The 16,455-nt window shown below is 70.4% G+C and carries 14 protein-coding genes and 1 pseudogene; 9 read left to right on the forward strand and 6 right to left on the reverse strand.

Features of this window, described 5'->3' with window-relative positions; all coding sequences use genetic code 11:
* The 3 genes from D7X74_RS28365 to D7X74_RS28375 all read left to right on the forward strand — a co-directional run.
* Positions 1-772, forward strand: a 772-nt coding sequence (locus D7X74_RS28365; RefSeq protein ID WP_120536130.1) for an EI24 domain-containing protein, incomplete at its 5' end; no start/stop codon positions are given.
* A gap of 218 nt (positions 773-990) precedes the next feature.
* Positions 991-4,242, forward strand: a complete 3,252-nt coding sequence (locus D7X74_RS28370) for an MXAN_5808 family serine peptidase (protein WP_120536131.1) — start codon at positions 991-993, stop codon at positions 4,240-4,242.
* A 185-nt stretch (positions 4,243-4,427) separates the two neighbouring features.
* A complete protein-coding gene (locus tag D7X74_RS28375; protein ID WP_120536132.1) occupies positions 4,428-5,327 on the forward strand; it encodes a hypothetical protein in 900 nt (299 codons plus the stop codon).
* Here the strand turns inward: D7X74_RS28375 and D7X74_RS28380 are convergent.
* Complete coding sequence (locus tag D7X74_RS28380) at positions 5,324-6,067, reverse strand: glycerophosphodiester phosphodiesterase family protein (protein ID WP_120536133.1); 744 nt, start codon at positions 6,065-6,067, stop codon at positions 5,324-5,326. The two genes, D7X74_RS28375 and D7X74_RS28380, sit on opposite strands and share 4 nt — an antisense overlap.
* A 116-nt stretch (positions 6,068-6,183) precedes the next feature.
* Here D7X74_RS28380 and D7X74_RS28385 point away from each other — a divergent pair, with 116 nt between their 5' ends.
* Complete coding sequence (locus D7X74_RS28385; protein ID WP_120536134.1) at positions 6,184-6,408, forward strand: twin-arginine translocase TatA/TatE family subunit; 225 nt, start codon at positions 6,184-6,186, stop codon at positions 6,406-6,408.
* A gap of 7 nt (positions 6,409-6,415) precedes the next feature.
* Here D7X74_RS28385 and D7X74_RS28390 read toward each other — a convergent pair whose 3' ends face one another.
* The 3 genes and pseudogenes from D7X74_RS28390 to D7X74_RS45345 all read right to left on the reverse strand — a co-directional run.
* Positions 6,416-7,207 carry a hypothetical protein gene (locus D7X74_RS28390; protein WP_120536135.1) on the reverse strand — a complete coding sequence of 264 codons (792 nt, stop codon included), beginning with the start codon at positions 7,205-7,207 and terminating at the stop codon, positions 6,416-6,418.
* Positions 7,208-7,213: 6 nt separating this feature from the next.
* On the reverse strand, positions 7,214-8,395 hold the full coding sequence (locus D7X74_RS44435; RefSeq protein WP_233602295.1) for a DUF3426 domain-containing protein: 1,182 nt from the start codon (positions 8,393-8,395) through the stop codon (positions 7,214-7,216).
* 945 nt (positions 8,396-9,340) lie between these two features.
* Positions 9,341-9,439, reverse strand: a pseudogene (locus D7X74_RS45345) (zinc-ribbon domain-containing protein); the annotation flags it as partial.
* 168 nt (positions 9,440-9,607) lie between these two features.
* Here D7X74_RS45345 and D7X74_RS28400 point away from each other — a divergent pair.
* On the forward strand, positions 9,608-10,291 hold the full coding sequence (locus D7X74_RS28400) for a polyhydroxyalkanoate synthesis regulator DNA-binding domain-containing protein (RefSeq protein ID WP_120536137.1): 684 nt from the start codon (positions 9,608-9,610) through the stop codon (positions 10,289-10,291).
* A gap of 51 nt (positions 10,292-10,342) precedes the next feature.
* On the opposite strand, the gene D7X74_RS28405 is transcribed toward D7X74_RS28400, so the two are convergent.
* Complete coding sequence (locus D7X74_RS28405; protein ID WP_120536142.1) at positions 10,343-11,149, reverse strand: ParA family protein; 807 nt, start codon at positions 11,147-11,149, stop codon at positions 10,343-10,345.
* Positions 11,150-11,174: 25 nt separating this feature from the next.
* Complete coding sequence (locus tag D7X74_RS28410; protein WP_120536138.1) at positions 11,175-11,495, reverse strand: hypothetical protein; 321 nt, start codon at positions 11,493-11,495, stop codon at positions 11,175-11,177.
* A gap of 186 nt (positions 11,496-11,681) precedes the next feature.
* Between D7X74_RS28410 and D7X74_RS28415 the strand changes: the two genes are divergently transcribed.
* From D7X74_RS28415 to D7X74_RS28430, 4 genes are all read left to right on the forward strand, one after another.
* A complete protein-coding gene (locus D7X74_RS28415; protein WP_120536139.1) occupies positions 11,682-12,602 on the forward strand; it encodes an ArsA family ATPase in 921 nt (306 codons plus the stop codon).
* A complete protein-coding gene (locus tag D7X74_RS28420) occupies positions 12,599-13,711 on the forward strand; it encodes an ArsA family ATPase (protein ID WP_120536140.1) in 1,113 nt (370 codons plus the stop codon). The genes D7X74_RS28415 and D7X74_RS28420 overlap by 4 nt, the downstream gene beginning before the upstream one ends.
* A gap of 249 nt (positions 13,712-13,960) precedes the next feature.
* Positions 13,961-15,115, forward strand: a complete 1,155-nt coding sequence (locus D7X74_RS28425) for a tetratricopeptide repeat protein (RefSeq protein WP_233595821.1) — start codon at positions 13,961-13,963, stop codon at positions 15,113-15,115.
* Between the two features lie 69 nt (positions 15,116-15,184).
* Entirely contained in the window at positions 15,185-16,378 is a 1,194-nt protein-coding gene (locus tag D7X74_RS28430) for a M48 family metalloprotease (protein WP_120536141.1), read from the forward strand.
* The last annotated feature ends 77 nt before the right edge of the window (positions 16,379-16,455 follow it).

The raw sequence follows: 16,455 nt of genomic DNA on the forward strand, positions 1-16,455 counted from the left end.
CTTCCAGGGTGTGGGGCTGCTCGGTCGCGCCTTCGGCCTGGTCTTCCGCTCGCGCCGGCTCTTTCTCTGGTCCGCCCTCTGCGCGGCCATCACCGCCCTCACCCTGGTGGCGCTGGGCGTCCTGCTCTACCGGTACGCCCCCGGCCTCCTGGAGTCCGTCTGGAACCGGCCCGACTCCTGGTACGGCCGCACCGGCTGGTACACGGCGCTCATCCTGGCCTCCCTGGTCGCCTGGGTGGTGGGGGCCAACGTGGTGCCGCCCCTCCTGCTCGCCCCCCTCCAGGACCCGCTGTCGGAAGCCACCGAGGCCGAGTGTGGGGAAGCGGACGCCACCGTGTCCCCCGCCTCGTTCCTGCGCGGGCTGACGACAGGGCTGTTGCACACCCTGGCGCGCATGGCCCTGCTGTTCCTGGGGCTGCTGGTGCTGCTGCCGCTCAACCTGGTCCCGGGCCTGGGCAGCATCGCGTTCACCGTCCTTGCCAGCCTGTGGACGATGCTCTGGATGGCCGCTGAACATCTGGCCGCCCCCATGACGCGCCACCTCTACCCCTTCGCCCAGGTGCGCCGCATGCTGGGCGAGCGACGGGCGCTGTGCATGGGCTTCGGCGCGGGCGTCTACGTGCTGCTCTGGGTGCCGATCCTCAACACCTTCTTCCTCCCGGTGGCCATCATCGGAGGCACCCTGATGTACCGGGGCCTGCGCGCCTCGGGGGACCTGCCGCCTCCCCCGGATGCGCTCCCGGCGCCCGGAGGCCCACCCGGGGCGAAATAAAGGGGACGGCCGGCTGTCCGTACCCGTGAGGCGATCCGGGAACGCATTGCCTGCGGCAGACGTTCTCGGACGCTAGTGACATGGCCATGCCTTGAAGCACCTGGAAGCCGTGATTAGGCTTGCCCGGCCGCTACCAGGACCCTGGCTCACGCCGAACTGTTCGGATTCACAGGGCTTTTCACGCATCACCCCGGGGCGCCCAGAGTGCCCCAGCTTGGATGAACCGCATGCCGCGTATCTTCCGCCGCATCACCGCCGTCGCCGTTCTGTTGGGGGCCTGGGCATTCGCGGGCAGTGACCGCGCGCCCCTCCCGCTCACCCTGGGAGCGGCTGAGGCGGGGCAGGACTCCTGGGACGGCGCCCTGCCGTCCAACGCCAAGAGCGAGAAGGCGCCTCACGACCTCAACAGCCTGCGCGTGCTGACGAAGGTCATCCTCTACGTGAAGGAGAACTACGTCGACCCCAAGCGGGTGAAGCCCAAGGAGATGATGATCGCCTCCCTGGAGTACGTGGAGAAGAGCGTCCCGGACGTGCTCGTGGACGGCAACCCGGAGACGGGCAAGCTCAACGTCAACGTGAACGGCAAGCAGAAGGAGTTCGACATCTCCCACGTCGACTCCCTGTGGAAGATGTCCTTCGCGCTCAAGGACGTCTTCGACTTCCTGTCGAAGAACATGCGTCCCATCGAGGAGACGCGCGACATCGAGTACGCGGCCGTCAACGGCATGCTGTCCACGCTCGACCCCCACTCGGTGCTGCTGCGCCCGGAGCTGTACCGGGAGATGAAGCTGTCCACCAAGGGTGAGTTCGGCGGCCTGGGCTTCGTCATCCAGATGAAGGAGGGCAACCTCACCGTGGTGAAGGTGCTGCCCAAGACGCCCGCGGCCAGGGCCGGCATCCAGAAGGACGACCGCATCAAGAAGATTGGCGAGGAGTCCACCGTCAACATGGACCTCAACGAGGCCGTGTCCAAGCTGCGCGGTGTGGTGGACAGCCGCATCACCATCACCGTGGAGCGCGACGGCTGGGACAAGCCCCGCGCCATGACGGTGGCGCGCGCGATGATCTCCATCGAGAGCGTGCAGCACAAGCTGCTCGCGGGCGGCGTGGGCTACGTGCGCCTCAAGAACTTCCAGGGCAACACCACGCGCGACCTGGAGTCCGCGCTGACGGAGATGCGCAAGCAGGCGGACGCCAAGGGCGGCTTCAAGGGCCTGGTGCTGGACATGCGCGGCAACCCGGGCGGCCTGCTGGAGCAGGCCATCCAGGTGTCGGACACGTTCCTGTCCAAGGGCACCATCGTCGCGACCGTGGGCCTGTCCGACAAGCTGCGCGAGGAGAAGCGCGCGCGCATGACGGAGGGCGAGGAGTCCTACCCCATCGCGGTGCTGGTGAACGCCGGCAGCGCTTCCGCCTCTGAAATCGTCGCGGGCGCGCTCAAGAACCTGGACCGCGCGGTCATCATCGGGCGGCAGACGTTCGGCAAGGGCAGCGTGCAGGTGCTCTACGACTTCCCGGACGACAGCGCGCTCAAGCTGACCATCGCCAAGTACCTGACGCCCGGCGACCTCTCCATCCAGGAGGTCGGCATCGTCCCGGACATCCAGCTCATCCCCACCCGCGTCACCGCGGACCGCGTGGACGTGTTCGCGCCCCGCAAGTCCATGGGCGAGGCGGACCTGGATCAGCACTTCGGCAACCCGGACTCCACCACCGTCGCGAAGAAGCGCGAAGAGGTGCTGGACCGCGAGAAGCCGGGCACCAGCCTCAAGTACCTGAAGGTGGACGAGAAGGCCGCCCAGGCCGCCGCGAAGAAGGAAGAGCCCAAGGAGAAGGTCGCGGCCAAGCCCGGCGCCAAGGAGAAGGACAAGAAGGCGCACGGCGAGAATGATCCGCTGCTGGACGTGGACGTCGCGGGCCAGGGCGAGGACCTGGACGACCAGCTGGACGCGGAGTCCCAGGAGGAGATCAAGGAGGACTTCGAGGTGCAGTTCGCCCGCGACTTCGTCCTGCGCGTGCCGGCGGTGAAGCGCACCGAGCAGATCAAGCAGGGCAAGGCGTTCGTGGAGCAGAAGCGCAACGAAGAGGAGCAGCGCATCAACAGCGCCATCGCGGCGCTGGGGGTGGACTGGAGCGCGGGTCCGACGCCGAAGAACGTGCTGGTGGACGCCAGCTTCTCGCCGGGCAACGACGCGAAGATCGCCGCCGGCGAGGCGCTGGACATGGTCATCCAGGTGGAGAACAAGGGCACGGAGCCGCTCAAGCGCGTGCGTGGCTGGACGGAGAGCGACAACGCGTTCCTCGACCGCCGCGAGTTCCTCTTCGGCGCCATCGCGCCGGGGGAGAAGAAGTCCTGGAAGGTGCAGGTGCGCCTGCCCAAGGACCTCACCAGCCGCCGCGACGACGTGAAGGTGAAGCTGTTCGACGACAACGGCTCGCTGCGCGACACGCTGGTGTCGGAGCTGTCCTTCGTGGAGCTGCCCCGCCCTACGTTCGCCTTCAACTGGCAGGTGCAGGATGACTGCGCCGATTGCAACGGCGACGGCGTCGTGCAGCGCGGCGAGGACGTCACCGTGGTGATGGACGTCACCAACACGGGCGCGGGCGCGGCGCTGGACTCGTTCGCGCAGATCAAGAACGGCGGCGACGCGAACGTCTTCATCGAGAAGGGCCGCTTCAAGCTGGGGGAGATCAAGCCCGGCGAGACGAAGACGGCGCGCTTCCAGGTGTCCTTGAAGAAGGGCTACAAGGGCGACACCTTCCCGCTGAAGCTGGCCATCCTGGACGAGCCCCTGGAGGAGTTCGTGCTGGAGAAGCTCCAGCTGCCCGTGAAGGACGCGCCCGTCGCGACGCTGGAGGCCAAGAAGGGCCTGGTGAAGCTCAACGACAAGGCGGAGCTGTTCGGCGCGCCCACCCCGGACGCCCGGGCCGTGGCGAAGCTGCCGCAGGGCGCGACGCTCGCGCTCGAGGGCACCACCAAGGGCTACTACAAGGTCGCGCTGGAGAAGGACCGCTTCGCCTTCGTCCGCACGCAGGACGCGAAGGAAGTGAAGACGGGCAAGGCCGTGGCGCCCAAGACGGTGGCGTGGACCACCACGCACCAGCCGCCGGACATCAAGTTGGACGTGGACCCCTCGCACGGCGGCGTGGTGGTGAACGGCGACAAGTTCACCCTCTCCGGCGCGGTGAAGGACCCCAACGGCCTCCTGGACGTCTACGTGCTGGTCAACGACCAGAAGGTCTACTTCAAGGCCGTGGACCCCAAGGGCGGCGAGCCCCACACGCTGAAGTTCACCGCGGACTTCGCCCTGAAGGAGGGCAACAACAACGTGCTGGTGGTGGCCCGCGAGAGCACCGAGTTCGCCAGCCGCCGCACCCTGGTCATCCGCCGCCGTCCGGCGGAGGTGGCCCAGAAGGTGGCGACGCCCGCCGCCGCGGCCACCACGCCGGTGAAGCCGCGCCAGCAGTAGTCCCCGGCCCCTACGCCGGCGCCTGAACAGGGCGGCCTGCTTCCAGTGACGCCCCTCCCACACACGGGAGGGGCTTCTTGGAGGAGGGCCGCCCGTTTTGTTGACGCTCTACCGATGGCCGATTTAGGGTCCTCGCAGGTGGGCGCCCGCTTGGCCGGCACGCGTCCCGGAGGCGTGAATCCCCAATGCGGACGTTCAGTCGGTGGCTGGTCCTCGCGACGGCGCTGTCCGGGGCTGCTGCCCACGCGGACGACAATGACCTGCAGATTGCCCGGTTCGGCATCGACAGGTTCGGGCAGGACAACGCAGCGGCGCTGGCGAGCGCGGACTTCCGCGCCTTCGCGCGCACGTTCGGCGCGGTCATCAACTCCGCCAACCTGATGCCCCCCCGCACCACGGGCCACTCGGGCTACGCGTTCAACGCGGAGCTGTCCGTGGTGTCGCTGCCGGACAGCGTCTTCCTGCCCACGGAGCGCGAGCAGCCGGGCTCCGTGCTGCTGCCCTCCGTCCATGTCCGCAAGGGCCTGCCCTTCTCGCTGGAGCTGGGCGGCCGCGTGGGCTGGGTGGAGAAGAGCGGCATGGTCACGGCCATGGGCGAGCTGAAGTGGGCCGTCAACGAGGGCTTCACGTACCTGCCGGACGTGGGCGTGCGCCTGCACGTGACGAAGCTGTTCGGCGCGCACGACCTGGACCTCACCACCACGGGCCTGGACATCGGCGTGGGCAAGCAGTTCCCGCTGGGCGGGATGATCACCCTGACGCCCTACGGCGGCCTGGACCTGGCCTTCGTGCGCGCCACGTCGCGCACGCTCATCTTCAACCCCAACCTGACGCTGGAGGAGTCGCAGGACGACGACTCGCGGGCGACCCTCGCCAACGGCAACGCGGGCACGTACGCCCGGGTGTCCGCGGGCGACAACCTCACCCCGCGCTTCTACGCGGGCGCGCGCTTCATCGGCGGCGCGCTGCAGCTGGGCGCCGAGTTCTCCGTGACGAGCCTGGGCAGCTTCGACGTGACGGGCGAGGCCAGCCGCGACCTGCCCTCCGTCGTCGCCTTCAACACCACGCTGGGCCTGGACTTCTAGGCGCTCACCGCGTCCGGGGCGGGAGTGCGCAGGGCCTCGCGCACACGTCCCGGGCGGTTGGTGATGAGGTAGGAGATGCCCAGCTCGCGCAGCTCCCGCGCGCGCTGGGGCTCATCCACCGTCCACGCCGCCACACTCAGTCCCGACTCCCGCCATGCGCTCACCCGCTCCGGCGTGCATGCCTCGTGGAAGGGGTGCACCGAGTGCGAGGACACCAGCGGGCTCACCACGTACGCCTGGGGCGCCCAGGCCTTGTCCGGGTCGATGAGGAAGCCCCTGCGCAGCGTGGGGGCCACCGCTGCCAGCCGGAAGAGGCACAGCGGGTTGAAGCTGGACAGCACCACCCGTCGGCCGAGGTCCCGCTCGGCCACCAGCCGGGCCACGCTCTCCACCAGGCCTCCGTCATCGAAGCGGTCGCACTTGAGCTCGATGTTGACGAGGAAGTGCGCGGGCAGTGCGTCCAGCACGTCCTCCAGCAGCGGGATGCGCGCGGGGGCGTAGCCCAGGGAGGAGCCCACGTCGGCCCGGCGCAGCTTCCACCAGGGCGTGGTGCGCACCTCCCAGGGCTGGCCGGCCAGTCGCTCCAGGCGCTCATCGTGGCACACCACCACCTCGCCGGAGCCGCAGGCCATGGCGTCCAGCTCCACCCCGTCGGCGCCCTGGCGCACGGCCTCGGTGAAGGCCTCCAGGGTGTTTTCGGGGGCATCGGCGCTGGCACCACGGTGAGCGAGCAGGAGCATGGGCGCGCAGTCTGCGCTGGAACGGAAGCCGGGGCAGCTGTCGCGGAGGCCGGGCGTCCGGGGGTGGACGTGCGCCCGGCTTGCCTCCCGGGAGGGTTTATTGCAGTGTCCGAAGCATGCTGGGTGCTGGAGAATTCATCGTCCTCGGCTTCGTCCTGTTGGTGGTCTTCTCGGCCGCACGGATGGGGCAGCTGGGCAACGCGATGGGCAAGTTCGTCTACTCCTTCCGCAAGGCGTCGCGCGGACAGGACCTGGTGGACGTGAAGACCCTGCCCGGTTCGCGCCGGGGCAGCACCGACGCGGACTTCACCGAGCCCACCTCCAAGGACCGCCGCTCCTAGAGTCGCCTCAGAACTCCTCGCCGTCCGGGAGCACCAGAGGCCCAGGCGGGGTGCCGGGCGCCGGCTCCAGGAGCAGGCGCGCGGCCTGCTGGCGCAGGGCGGGGAGCAGGCCCGCGTCCGCCACCAGCTCGCGCAGGTCCGCGGTGTTGAGCAGCGGGACGATCTTCGCGCCCACCTCCGGCGGCAGGTACGGGTTGAAGACGAGCGCGCGGCGCACCGCGTGCCGCACCGACCAGCGCGAGGCCTTCCAGATTTCGACCAGCGGCTCCGGACGGGCGGGACGGCGCGCGGCGATGCGCACCACCAGCGGCTCGGTGAGGCGGGGGTTGAGCAGCACGTTGCGCAGCACGGCCGGGTTGCTGACGGTGGCCAGGCGCGACAGCACGTCCGGGTCTCGCGTGAGGCGCGCCTGCTGCTTCAAGTGGCCCAGGGACTGGTTGGCCGCGAGCGCATCCGCCCGGGCCGCCGCGTCCGCGTCCAGCTCCTTGCGCGCGGGCCCCTGGGCGAAGAGGTCCGCCACGGCCTCCAGGGACTGCACGTGGGCCATGCGCCGGAGCGCTTCCACGTGGGGGATGTGCTCGGCCTCTTGATCCAGCGCGGCCATGAAGTCCGACAGCACGCAGGTGGCGGGGGCCTGGCCTGCGCGGGCCAGGGACAGCAGGTGGCCGATGAGCTCGTTCGTGTCGAACGGCTCCCGCCGGGCCAGCTCGCGCGCGGCGGCCTTGCGGCGCACCGTGGCGCCTCCGCCCAGGGCGTGCAGGTTGCGCGCGAGCGCGCGGGCCTCCTCCAGGGTGGACATGGCGCCTTACTCCCCCGTGCGGTCCGCCGTGGACGAGGAGGGCGCGGGCTCCAGCGTCACTTCCAGTCGGAAGCCAGCGAGGTCCGCAGGATACTCCTGGAACACCACCAGGAAGGGCACCTTGCCCCCGGGGGGCACCGGGAGGGCGGCGGCGTCCAGGCGCTGGCGCAGCGCGGTGGCGGCCTCCGCGTTCGTGACGGCGTAGAGATCCTCCGGGGTGGCCAGCGCGCCCGCGAGCCCCTCGGACGAGCGCACCCGCTGGTCCCCGTCGAAGAGGGCGGCGCGCACGCGCACGGACGCGGCGGCGCCGGTGCGGTTCTCCGCCTCCCCGCGCACGACGAAGAGCATGTGCCCATCGCGCGTGGCGTACAGGCCGTTGGACACGTCGCTCGCGGTGAACGGGTGGGCCGGCGGCATCACCAGCGCGCGCAGCCGGTCCGGGGACAGCGTGGAGGCGTTCACCTTCCCGTCGCGCAGGTACACGATGCCCAGGGCGCCCAGGGCCACCACCAGCACGGTGGCGACGGTGAGGTTGACGACGAAGCCCGTGAGCTTCCGCGCGCGGCCGGGCAGCCGGCGCTGGGGCATGCCCACGTCCTCCAGCCGTGCGGAGGGCTTGGTCACCGAGACGGCGGGCCCTCCGCGCATGGAGGCCAGGTCCACCACCTCGCGGCGGGGCGTGGTGATCTTGAAGGGGTCGCCGTCGTCGTAGGCCGGCACGTCGCCCAGCAGGGAGATGCCGTCCGAGTCCGGCGCCGCTTCGGCGGGAACGTCCCCCAGCAGCGCTGCGCGCCCGGTGTCCGAGGCGGCCATCCCCTCTTCCCCGGAGGCGCCACCGCCGGAGAAGTCGAACAGGTCGCCCATCCCCTCCGAGGGCGCGGCGGCGGGCGGCGGGTCCTCGGGGATGGGGGCGGACAGGTCCGGGGACGGCGCGGCCATGTCGATGGACGCGAAGGGGTCCTCGGACTCGAAGCTCGGCGCCGGTGCGGCGAGCGCGGGCGAAGGGGCGCGTGCCCCATGCGGAGCGCCCGTCACGACGGTGTTCGCGGCCGGCGGCGCGGCGGCGGGAGCATCGTCCAGCGAGAAGTCGAAGAGCGGGTCGGCAGCGGCGGCCGCGACTGGAGCGGGTCGCCCCGTCGGCGCGGGTCCGCTCCGGGGCTGCGCGGAAGCGCCGGCCCTGGCACCCACGCCGGAAGGCTGCGCGGAAGCACCGGCCCCAGGCCCTGGAGGCTGCGCGGAAGCGCCGGCCCTGGCACCCACGCCGGAAGGCTGCGCGGAAGCACCGGCCCCGAAGGCGTCGGACGCCCCCGGGAACGCACCAGGGCCCGTGGAACGCGCGGAAGGTCCGGAGGCGAAAGCCCCAGGCCCCGAAGCGTGCGCGGACGGATCCCCCAGGGAGTCATCGAACTCCAGCGGCGCGGAAGAGGCCCCGAAAGCCCCCAGGCCCGGCGGCGGCGCGGAAGGCCCTGCCTGGAACGGGCTGGGAGCCGAAGGCGACGGTGAAGCACCCGGACGAAGCGCACCGGGAGGCCCCGCCGCGAACGCCCCCGGAGGCGCGGCCCGAGGGGCTGGAGGCGCGAAGGCCCCGGGGGGCACCGACCGCATGCCCGTGACCGACGGCCTGGGCGGAACACCGGGCCCCGTCGCGGCCACCGGCCGGGATGTCGGCAAGGCCACGGGGGGAGCACTGGCCGGCGCGGGCAAAGGTCCAGCATCGGACATGAAATCCGCGAACGGATCCTCCTCGTTCAGCCCGGACAGGTTCACCGGAGGAGGCGCTGGAGCGGGGGCCACCTGCCGCCGGGCCGCGATGCCAGGAGACGCCGTGGGCGCATCGAAGGGGGTCAGTGGCCCCCTGGCACCCTGCGAGGCGGGGGCCCGGACGGGAGCCGCTTGCGCGTCGTCCACGTCGATGTCCACATCGACTTCACCCCACGAGCGCGCGGGGGAAGGTCTCGCCCCGGGCGCTCCAGGGCCTCCGGGCGCGTAGTAGGCCGAGCCCGGACGGGTGACCTCCCCGGTGGGTTCGGGGGCGGCACCAAACGCCTGGAACGGGTCCGCCTGCTCGGCCGGAGCCGGAACTGGCAGGGGGGCCCTCAGGTCAGGCGCGGGCTCGCGCGCGACCCGAAAGGTGTTCTGGCATTTGGTGCAGCGGACCTTGACCCCCTTTTCCGTCACCTTCTCGTCGGGGATCTTGAACCGCGTCTGGCACTGTTCGCACTGGACGATCATGAGGTCGGGCCGGGGGGAGTTGGAGCATAGGCCCACCAAGAGGGCGCGGCGAGTCGGACCCGGGTAACTTGCTCGCTTCGAACCCCTTTGATACGAGGTTCGCCCCTTTGGAACTCAAGTAGTAAACCAGTAAATGCCAAGGCGCAGCCGGGGTCGGAGACGACAGACATGAGCGAGGCCGAGCAAGCAGGCGCTCCCAGCAGCAAGGAGCCGAAGATCATCAAGCGCTACACGAACCGGAAACTCTACGACACCGTGGAGAGCCGGTACGTCACCCTTGATGAAATCGCCGCGATGATCAAGGAGGGAACCGAGGTGCGGATTGTCGATAACCGCACGAAGGAAGACCTGACCTCGGTCACCCTGGCGCAGATCATCTTCGAGGAGGAGAAGAAGAAGAACCAGATGCCGCTGTCGGTGCTGCGGGAGATCATCCGCCACCCCGGCGAATCCATTTCCGGGTTCATCCAGAAGGAAGTCACGCCGCGCGTGGCCTCCATCCGCGAGGAGGCCGAGCAGCGGTTGGACAAGCTGCTGCGCCGCGAGGACGGCTCGCCGGAACCCACCCCGGAGCCCACCGCCGCCGCCGCCCCCGCGCCTGTTCCGGGCACCTCGGCGGAGGCCGCCACCGCGAGCCTCAACCCCGCGGAGCTGCTCAAGGCCAGCCAGCGCGCCTTCGAGGACTTCCAGCGCCGCGTGGATGAGCGCGTGAAGCAGGTCGTGGAGAACCTCACCGGCAACCTCCCCGCCCTGGGCCGCGACATGCAGGCCCTCACCCAGCGGCTGGAAGAGCTGGAGAAGAAGCTCGACGCCGTGGAGAAGGCCGACAAGAAGGACGCCGGCGCCGCGTAGGCGTCGGGTGCGGCCTCCGGTGCCCGAGCGGCTTCCACCGCCGGGCGCCGCTCAGGCCACCTTTCGGGGGGCCCGCTTCCGCTTCGTCGGGGCGGGCCCGCCGTGGATCTCCGCCGCGATGGCCGCGAGCATCCTCGCCCCCGGACTCCGGGGTGCGTACTCCCACACCGTCTTGCCGTGGCTCTGGGCCTCGTCCACCTTGACGCTGTAGCCCAGCGGCGTGGCCGCGAGCGCGTCCGGGAAGTACGTCTTCAGGCGCTCCAGGATGGCCGTCGCCAGCGCCGTCTTGCGGTACAGCGTGGGCACCACCTTGGTGACGCGCAGGTCCGGACGTCCCTCGGACTCGCCCACCTGGCGCACCGTCTCCGCCAGTTCGGCGCACCCATCCAGCGCCAGGTACGTCAGCGCCACCGGCACCACCACCTCCGTGGCCGCCACCAGGATGTTGCGCGTGGTGAGCCCCATGGAGGGAGGCGCGTCGAACAGCACGACGTCATAGCCCGCGGCTTCCGCCTCCCGCATCCGGTCCGCCAGCCGGTGCGCCCGGCGGGCATCCTGCGCGACCACCACCGGGAAGTCCGCCATCTCCTTGTACGCCGGCACCACGTCCAGGCCGCTCACGCCCGTCGGCTGGATCACGGACGCGAGCGTCACATCCGGGTCCGTGAGCAGGTGGAAGACATTCCGGGGCAGCGTGCGCACATCCAGGCCCAGCGACTTGCCCGCGTGGCCCTGCGTGTCCAGGTCCACCAGCAGCACGCGGCAGTGCTTCGTCAGCGCGAGCCACGCGGCGGTGTTCACCGCGAGCGTCGTCTTGCACGTGCCGCCCTTCTCGTTGATGAACGCGATGCGACGCATGGCCATGCCCCCGGGAAGGCGTGCGCTACTTCTTCTTCGGGTTCGAATTCGAAGCGGCGTGCTCCACGAGCGTGTCCACCTTGCCCTCGACGGAGGAGAGCAGCCGCTCCAGGTCATCCACCTTCGAGCGCAGCTGCTCCAGGTCCGCGGTGGACGGCAGGTTCATGGCCGACAGCGCCGTGCGCAGCGCGGTGTCCAGCGTCCCCTTGGCCGCGAGCGAGCGCGACACCAGCGACTGCACCGCCGCCACGAACTTCTCGTTGGAGAGCAGCTGCTGCGCGAGCTTGCCCACGCGCTCCTCGCCCGTCTCCACGAGCATCTTCATCATCGGATTGTTCTTGAGCATGGCTTGGAACCGTTCAGGTCCTGGCCCGCCGGGCTTCGGCCCCGGGGACGGGCGGGACGTCGGGAAGAAGACGCCGCACTCTGGGAGGGGCCAACGCGACGTGTCAAGCAGGGCAACAATGGGTGTTTCCCGTCGTGGACTCTCGTTGACTCTCCAGGGGGCCATCCCTACGGTTCGCGCGCCCTTATGCCCGGACTGCTCGACAAACGTCTCTGGATCGTCTCCGGCAAGGGGGGCGTGGGAAAGACCACCGTCGCCGCCGCGCTGGCACTGGCCTCCGTCCGCGCCGGGCGCCGCACCCTGGTGTGCGAGGTGAACACGCAGGAGCGCGTCAGCCGCTTCCTGGAGCTGCCCGAAGCCGGCCCGGAGGTGAAGAAGCTGGAGGAGAACCTCTGGGCGGTGGACGTGCGCCCCCAGGAGTCCATGCGCGAGTACGGCCTGATGGTCCTGCGCTTCGAGACCCTCTACAAGACGGTCTTCGAGAACCGGCTGGTGCGCTACTTCCTGCGCTTCATCCCGTCGCTCCAGGAGCTGGTCCTCTTGGGGAAGATCCTCTTCCACCTCCAGGAGAAGCTGCCGGACGGCCGCTGGAAGTACGACACGGTGGTGCTGGACGCGCCCGCCACCGGCCACGCCATCTCCTTCCTGAGCGTGCCGCAGGTGCTCCTGCAGACGGTGCCGCCGGGACCGATGACGCGCGAGGCGCTGAAGATGCGCGACCTGCTGGTGGACCCCGGCGTCACGGCTGCGGTGCTGGTGGCGCTGCCGGAGGAGATGCCGGTGAACGAGGCGCTGGAGCTGCACAGCGCGCTGCGCGACCGGGTGCACATCCGCACGCACGCGGCGGTGCTCAACCAGGCGTTTCCGCAGCGCTTCACGGAAGCGGACCTGGAAGCGCTCTCGGGCTCTCCGGAACTGCTCAAGGTGGCGAAGGCGCACCATGACCGGGCCTCGCAAGCGGTGCTGGCGGGAACGAAGCTGGAGCGCAACCTTCACGCGCCGGTGTACACGGTGCCGCGGCTGTTCGTGCCGCGCTTCGGACGGGACGCGGTGGAGACGGTGATGGGCCACCTGCAGACACTGGTGACGGGAGGCGCGGGAGCATGACGGCGCTGCAAACGGCGCTCGCGAACAAGCGCGTGCTCATCTGCGTGGGCTCGGGCGGCGTGGGCAAGACGACGGTGGCGGCGACGCTCGCCCTGCGCGCGGCGGTGGATGGACGCCCGAGCATCGTGTGCACCATCGACCCGGCGAAGCGCCTGGCCAACTCGCTGGGCCTGTCCGGCCTGGGCAACACGGAAGCCGAAGTGCCGGCCTCCGCGCTGGAGCCCCTGGGCGTGCACCCCAAGGCGGCGCTGCACGCGATGATGCTGGACATGAAGGCCACCTGGGACGACCTCATCACCCGCGTGGCCCCGCCCGAGCAGCGCGAGCGCATCTTCGCCAACCGCTTCTACCAGTCCCTCTCCACGGCCCTGGCGGGCAGCCAGGAATACATCGCCATGGAGAAGGTGTGGGACCTGCGCCGCAGCAAGGACTACGAGCTGGTGGTGTTGGACACGCCGCCCACCGCGCACGCGCTGGACTTCCTGGACGCGCCCAACCGGGTGCTGGACTTCCTGGACAACGAAGCGGCCAAGTGGCTCCTCACGCCCGCGCTGAAGGCGGGCAAGGTGGGCCTGTCGCTCTTCAACCTGGGCGGCAGCTACGTGACGCGCGCGCTGTCGCGCTTCACCGGTACGGAGATGCTCCAGGAGCTGTCGTCCTTCATGGTGACGCTCTCCTCCATGAACGAGGGCTTCCGTGAGCGGGCGCGCGGCGTGCGCGAACTGCTGGAGGACAAGACGACGGGGTTCGTGCTGGTGACGAGCCCCAACCCGGAGCGTCTGGACGAGGCCATCCACTTCCACGGCCTGCTCAAGCAGAACCGCATGGAGATGACGGCCATCGTGGTGAACCGCGTGCACCCGGTGCCCACCCCGGAGCTGTGGAAGGACGCGGCCTCGCTGACGCCCACCCGGCGCGCGAAGGTGGAGGAGACGCTGCGCGAGCTGCAGGTGCTCGCCCAGCAGGACCTGGAGGGCATGGCGCAGCTGCGCGCGGCCTGTCCGGGCACGCCCCTCATCCAGGTGCCCCGCTTCGGGCTGGACGTGCACGACCTCACCGCCCTGTGGAACACCGGACGCTATCTGCTGGGCGACGACGTCCTCGCCTGAGCCCCCTCCCCCACCGGGCGTGGCGCCGGCCCACCAGAGCTTCTGGGGGATGTTTCCGGCGGATATTTCCGGCGGCAGGCATGGCAGGCGTGCGGCGCGCAGCGCGGGGACGCGCCCCGCATTAGACTGGCCTGGCCCGAAGGCAGGCGGTGGAACCTCCAGGGAACCCACCGGGTCTCCGGGATGTCGATGTCCGGCAAGCCACGGCGGGACAGGCGGACTCCGGAAGGAAGCAGGCGCATGGACGGCATGAAACGGATGAGTGCAACCGGAGGCGCCCGGCGATGGCTGGGGCTGGGCGCGCTGGCCCTGGGACTGACGCTCACGGGCTGCCGCACGACGGGCACGGCGGCGAAGCCGGGCGCACCACAGGCGAAGCAGGTGGTGGAGTTCGACCCCGTGACGGTGACGGCGGACCTGGAGCTGGACCGCCTCAACGACGAGGAGCTCTTCGCCGGCGGCACCTCCGCCTTCGCGGCCAACGACTTCAAGCAGGCGGCGCGCTACTTCGGCCGGCTCGTGGACTTCCACCCCGACAGCCCGCACCGCCGCCAGGCGCTCTACAACGCGGGGCTCGCGCACCAGCGCCTCAAGGAATGGGATGACGCCTATGGGCGCTTCTCTGAACTGGCGGAGCCGGCGAAGGGCCAGGGGGACGCGCTGGAGGCATCCTTCCGCGTGGCGGAGACGCTCTACCACCTGGAGCGCTACGACGAGGCCACCCAGATGCTGTCCACGCTGGTGGCGCGCGACGACCTGCCCGCGGGCCGCCGCATCGAGGCCCAGGTGCAGCAGGGCATCTGCCAGGTGGAGTCCGGCAAGACGGACGACGCGGAGGCCACGCTGCGCAAGGCGCTGACCGCCTACGACGCCCTGCCGGACAAGGCGGAGGTGGAGGACTACTTCCCCGCGCAGGCGCACTTCTTCGTCGGGGAGATCTACCGGCTGCACTACGAGGCCGTGAAGCTGGAGGCCAGCCGGGGCAGCGACGGGCTGGCGAAGGACCTCAACTACAAGGCGGAGCTGCTCCTGTCCGCGCAGGGCCATTACCTGCGCTCCATCCGCGTGGGCAACGGCTACTGGGCCACCGCCGCGGGCGCGCAGATTGGCGCCCTCTACGAGAACCTCTACGAGCACATGGTGAACTCGCCCACGCCCCCGGAGCTCAACGCCGAGGAGGCGGGCGTCTACCGCCAGGAGCTGCGCAAGAAGATCCGCGTGCTGCTCACCAAGTCCATCAACATCTACGAGCGCACCCTGGAGGCCGCCGAGCGCATCGGTTCGCAGAGCGCCTTCGTGGACCGCACGCGCCAGAGCCTGGAGAAGGTGAAGAGGCTGCTGCTCGCGGATGCGGACGGCGAAAGCGCCCCCGAGCCCGAAGGCGCCGCCGCGCCGCACTCCTGAGCCCGCGGCATGAAGGGGGCCCGCTGGGCACGGGGCCACCTGGGGGCGTAGCCTCGCGGTCCACTGCCCATGGAACCGCTCTTCACCCCCGAACAGCTCGCTGAGATCCACGCCTACCACCAGCCCCACTACATCCGCGCGGCGGTGGACCCGCTGGTGCAGGTGGCGCTGGCGGTGCTGCTGCTGGCGGTGCTCGTGCGCCCTGTGTACCGGGGGGCCACGGCGGCGGCCGCGGCCCTGGAGCGCAGGTTCGGCTTTCTTCGCACGGCGCCGGTGAGCCGCGCCTTCTTCGGGGCGATGGACCGGCTGTGGGGCGAGCCCGGCTGGGGCGCCGCCATCCTCTTCGCCCTCTTCATCGACCTGGCCACCCAGGTGCTCTACGCCCCCGCGAACGTCTGGTTCTACTACGTGCTGGAACACCGGTACGGCATGTCCAACCTCACGCCGCTGACCTTCGCCTGGATCTGGTTCAAGGGCATCGTCGTGACCGCGCTCGCGCTGACCGCGCTCGTCGTCGGCATGTACGGCCTGGCCCGCCGCGTGCGCCGTTGGTGGCTGGTGCTGGGCGTGCCGGTGGCGCTGCTGATGCTGGTGGCGGCGGCCCTGGACCCGTACCGCGCCCGCCTCTACTTCGACCAGGCGCCCCTCCAGGACGGCCCACTGCGCTCGCGCATCACCGCGCTGATGAAGAAGGCGGACATCCCCTTCTCCGACGTGGTGGTGGAGAAGACGTCCGTGACGTCCAAGCGCGTGCAGGCGTACTTCGCCGGCCAGGGCCCCACGCGCACCATCGTCCTCAACGACGTCATCGTGAAGGAACTCTCCGAGGACGAGGTGCTCGCCGCCGTGGCGCACGAGGCGGGACACGTCAACGAGGCCCGCTGGCCCGGCCGCATCGCCTCGTCGCTGGCCCTGGTGGCCCTGCTCTTCCTCATCGACCAGGTGCTGCGCCTCTCCGCCCGCCGGGGCTGGTGGGGTGTCCAACGCACGGGCGACATCCGCACCCTGCCCCTCGTCTCGTTCCTCGTCTTCCTCTTGATCAACATCGGGGCCCCCATCTCGGGGGCCCTCTCCCGCGAACGTGAACGCGAGGCGGACCGCTACGGCCTGCGACTCACCGGAGACCGCGACGCCTTCCGCCGCATGCTGGTGAAGGCCGCCCGGGTGAACAAGATGGACCCGGAGCCTCCCCGCTGGCTCGTCCTCAGGGGCATGAGCCATCCCCCCATCGGGGAACGGATCGCCACGCTCGACGTGCCCTGACCTCTGTCCTGCATCAAGAAGCTGCCGGTGGATGGGCCCCCACTCCACGAACTCCCCCTCGCCCACCAGGCCCATCC

The organism is Corallococcus sp. CA047B, from assembly GCF_003612065.1.
Taxonomy (GTDB): Bacteria; Myxococcota; Myxococcia; order Myxococcales; family Myxococcaceae; genus Corallococcus; species Corallococcus praedator.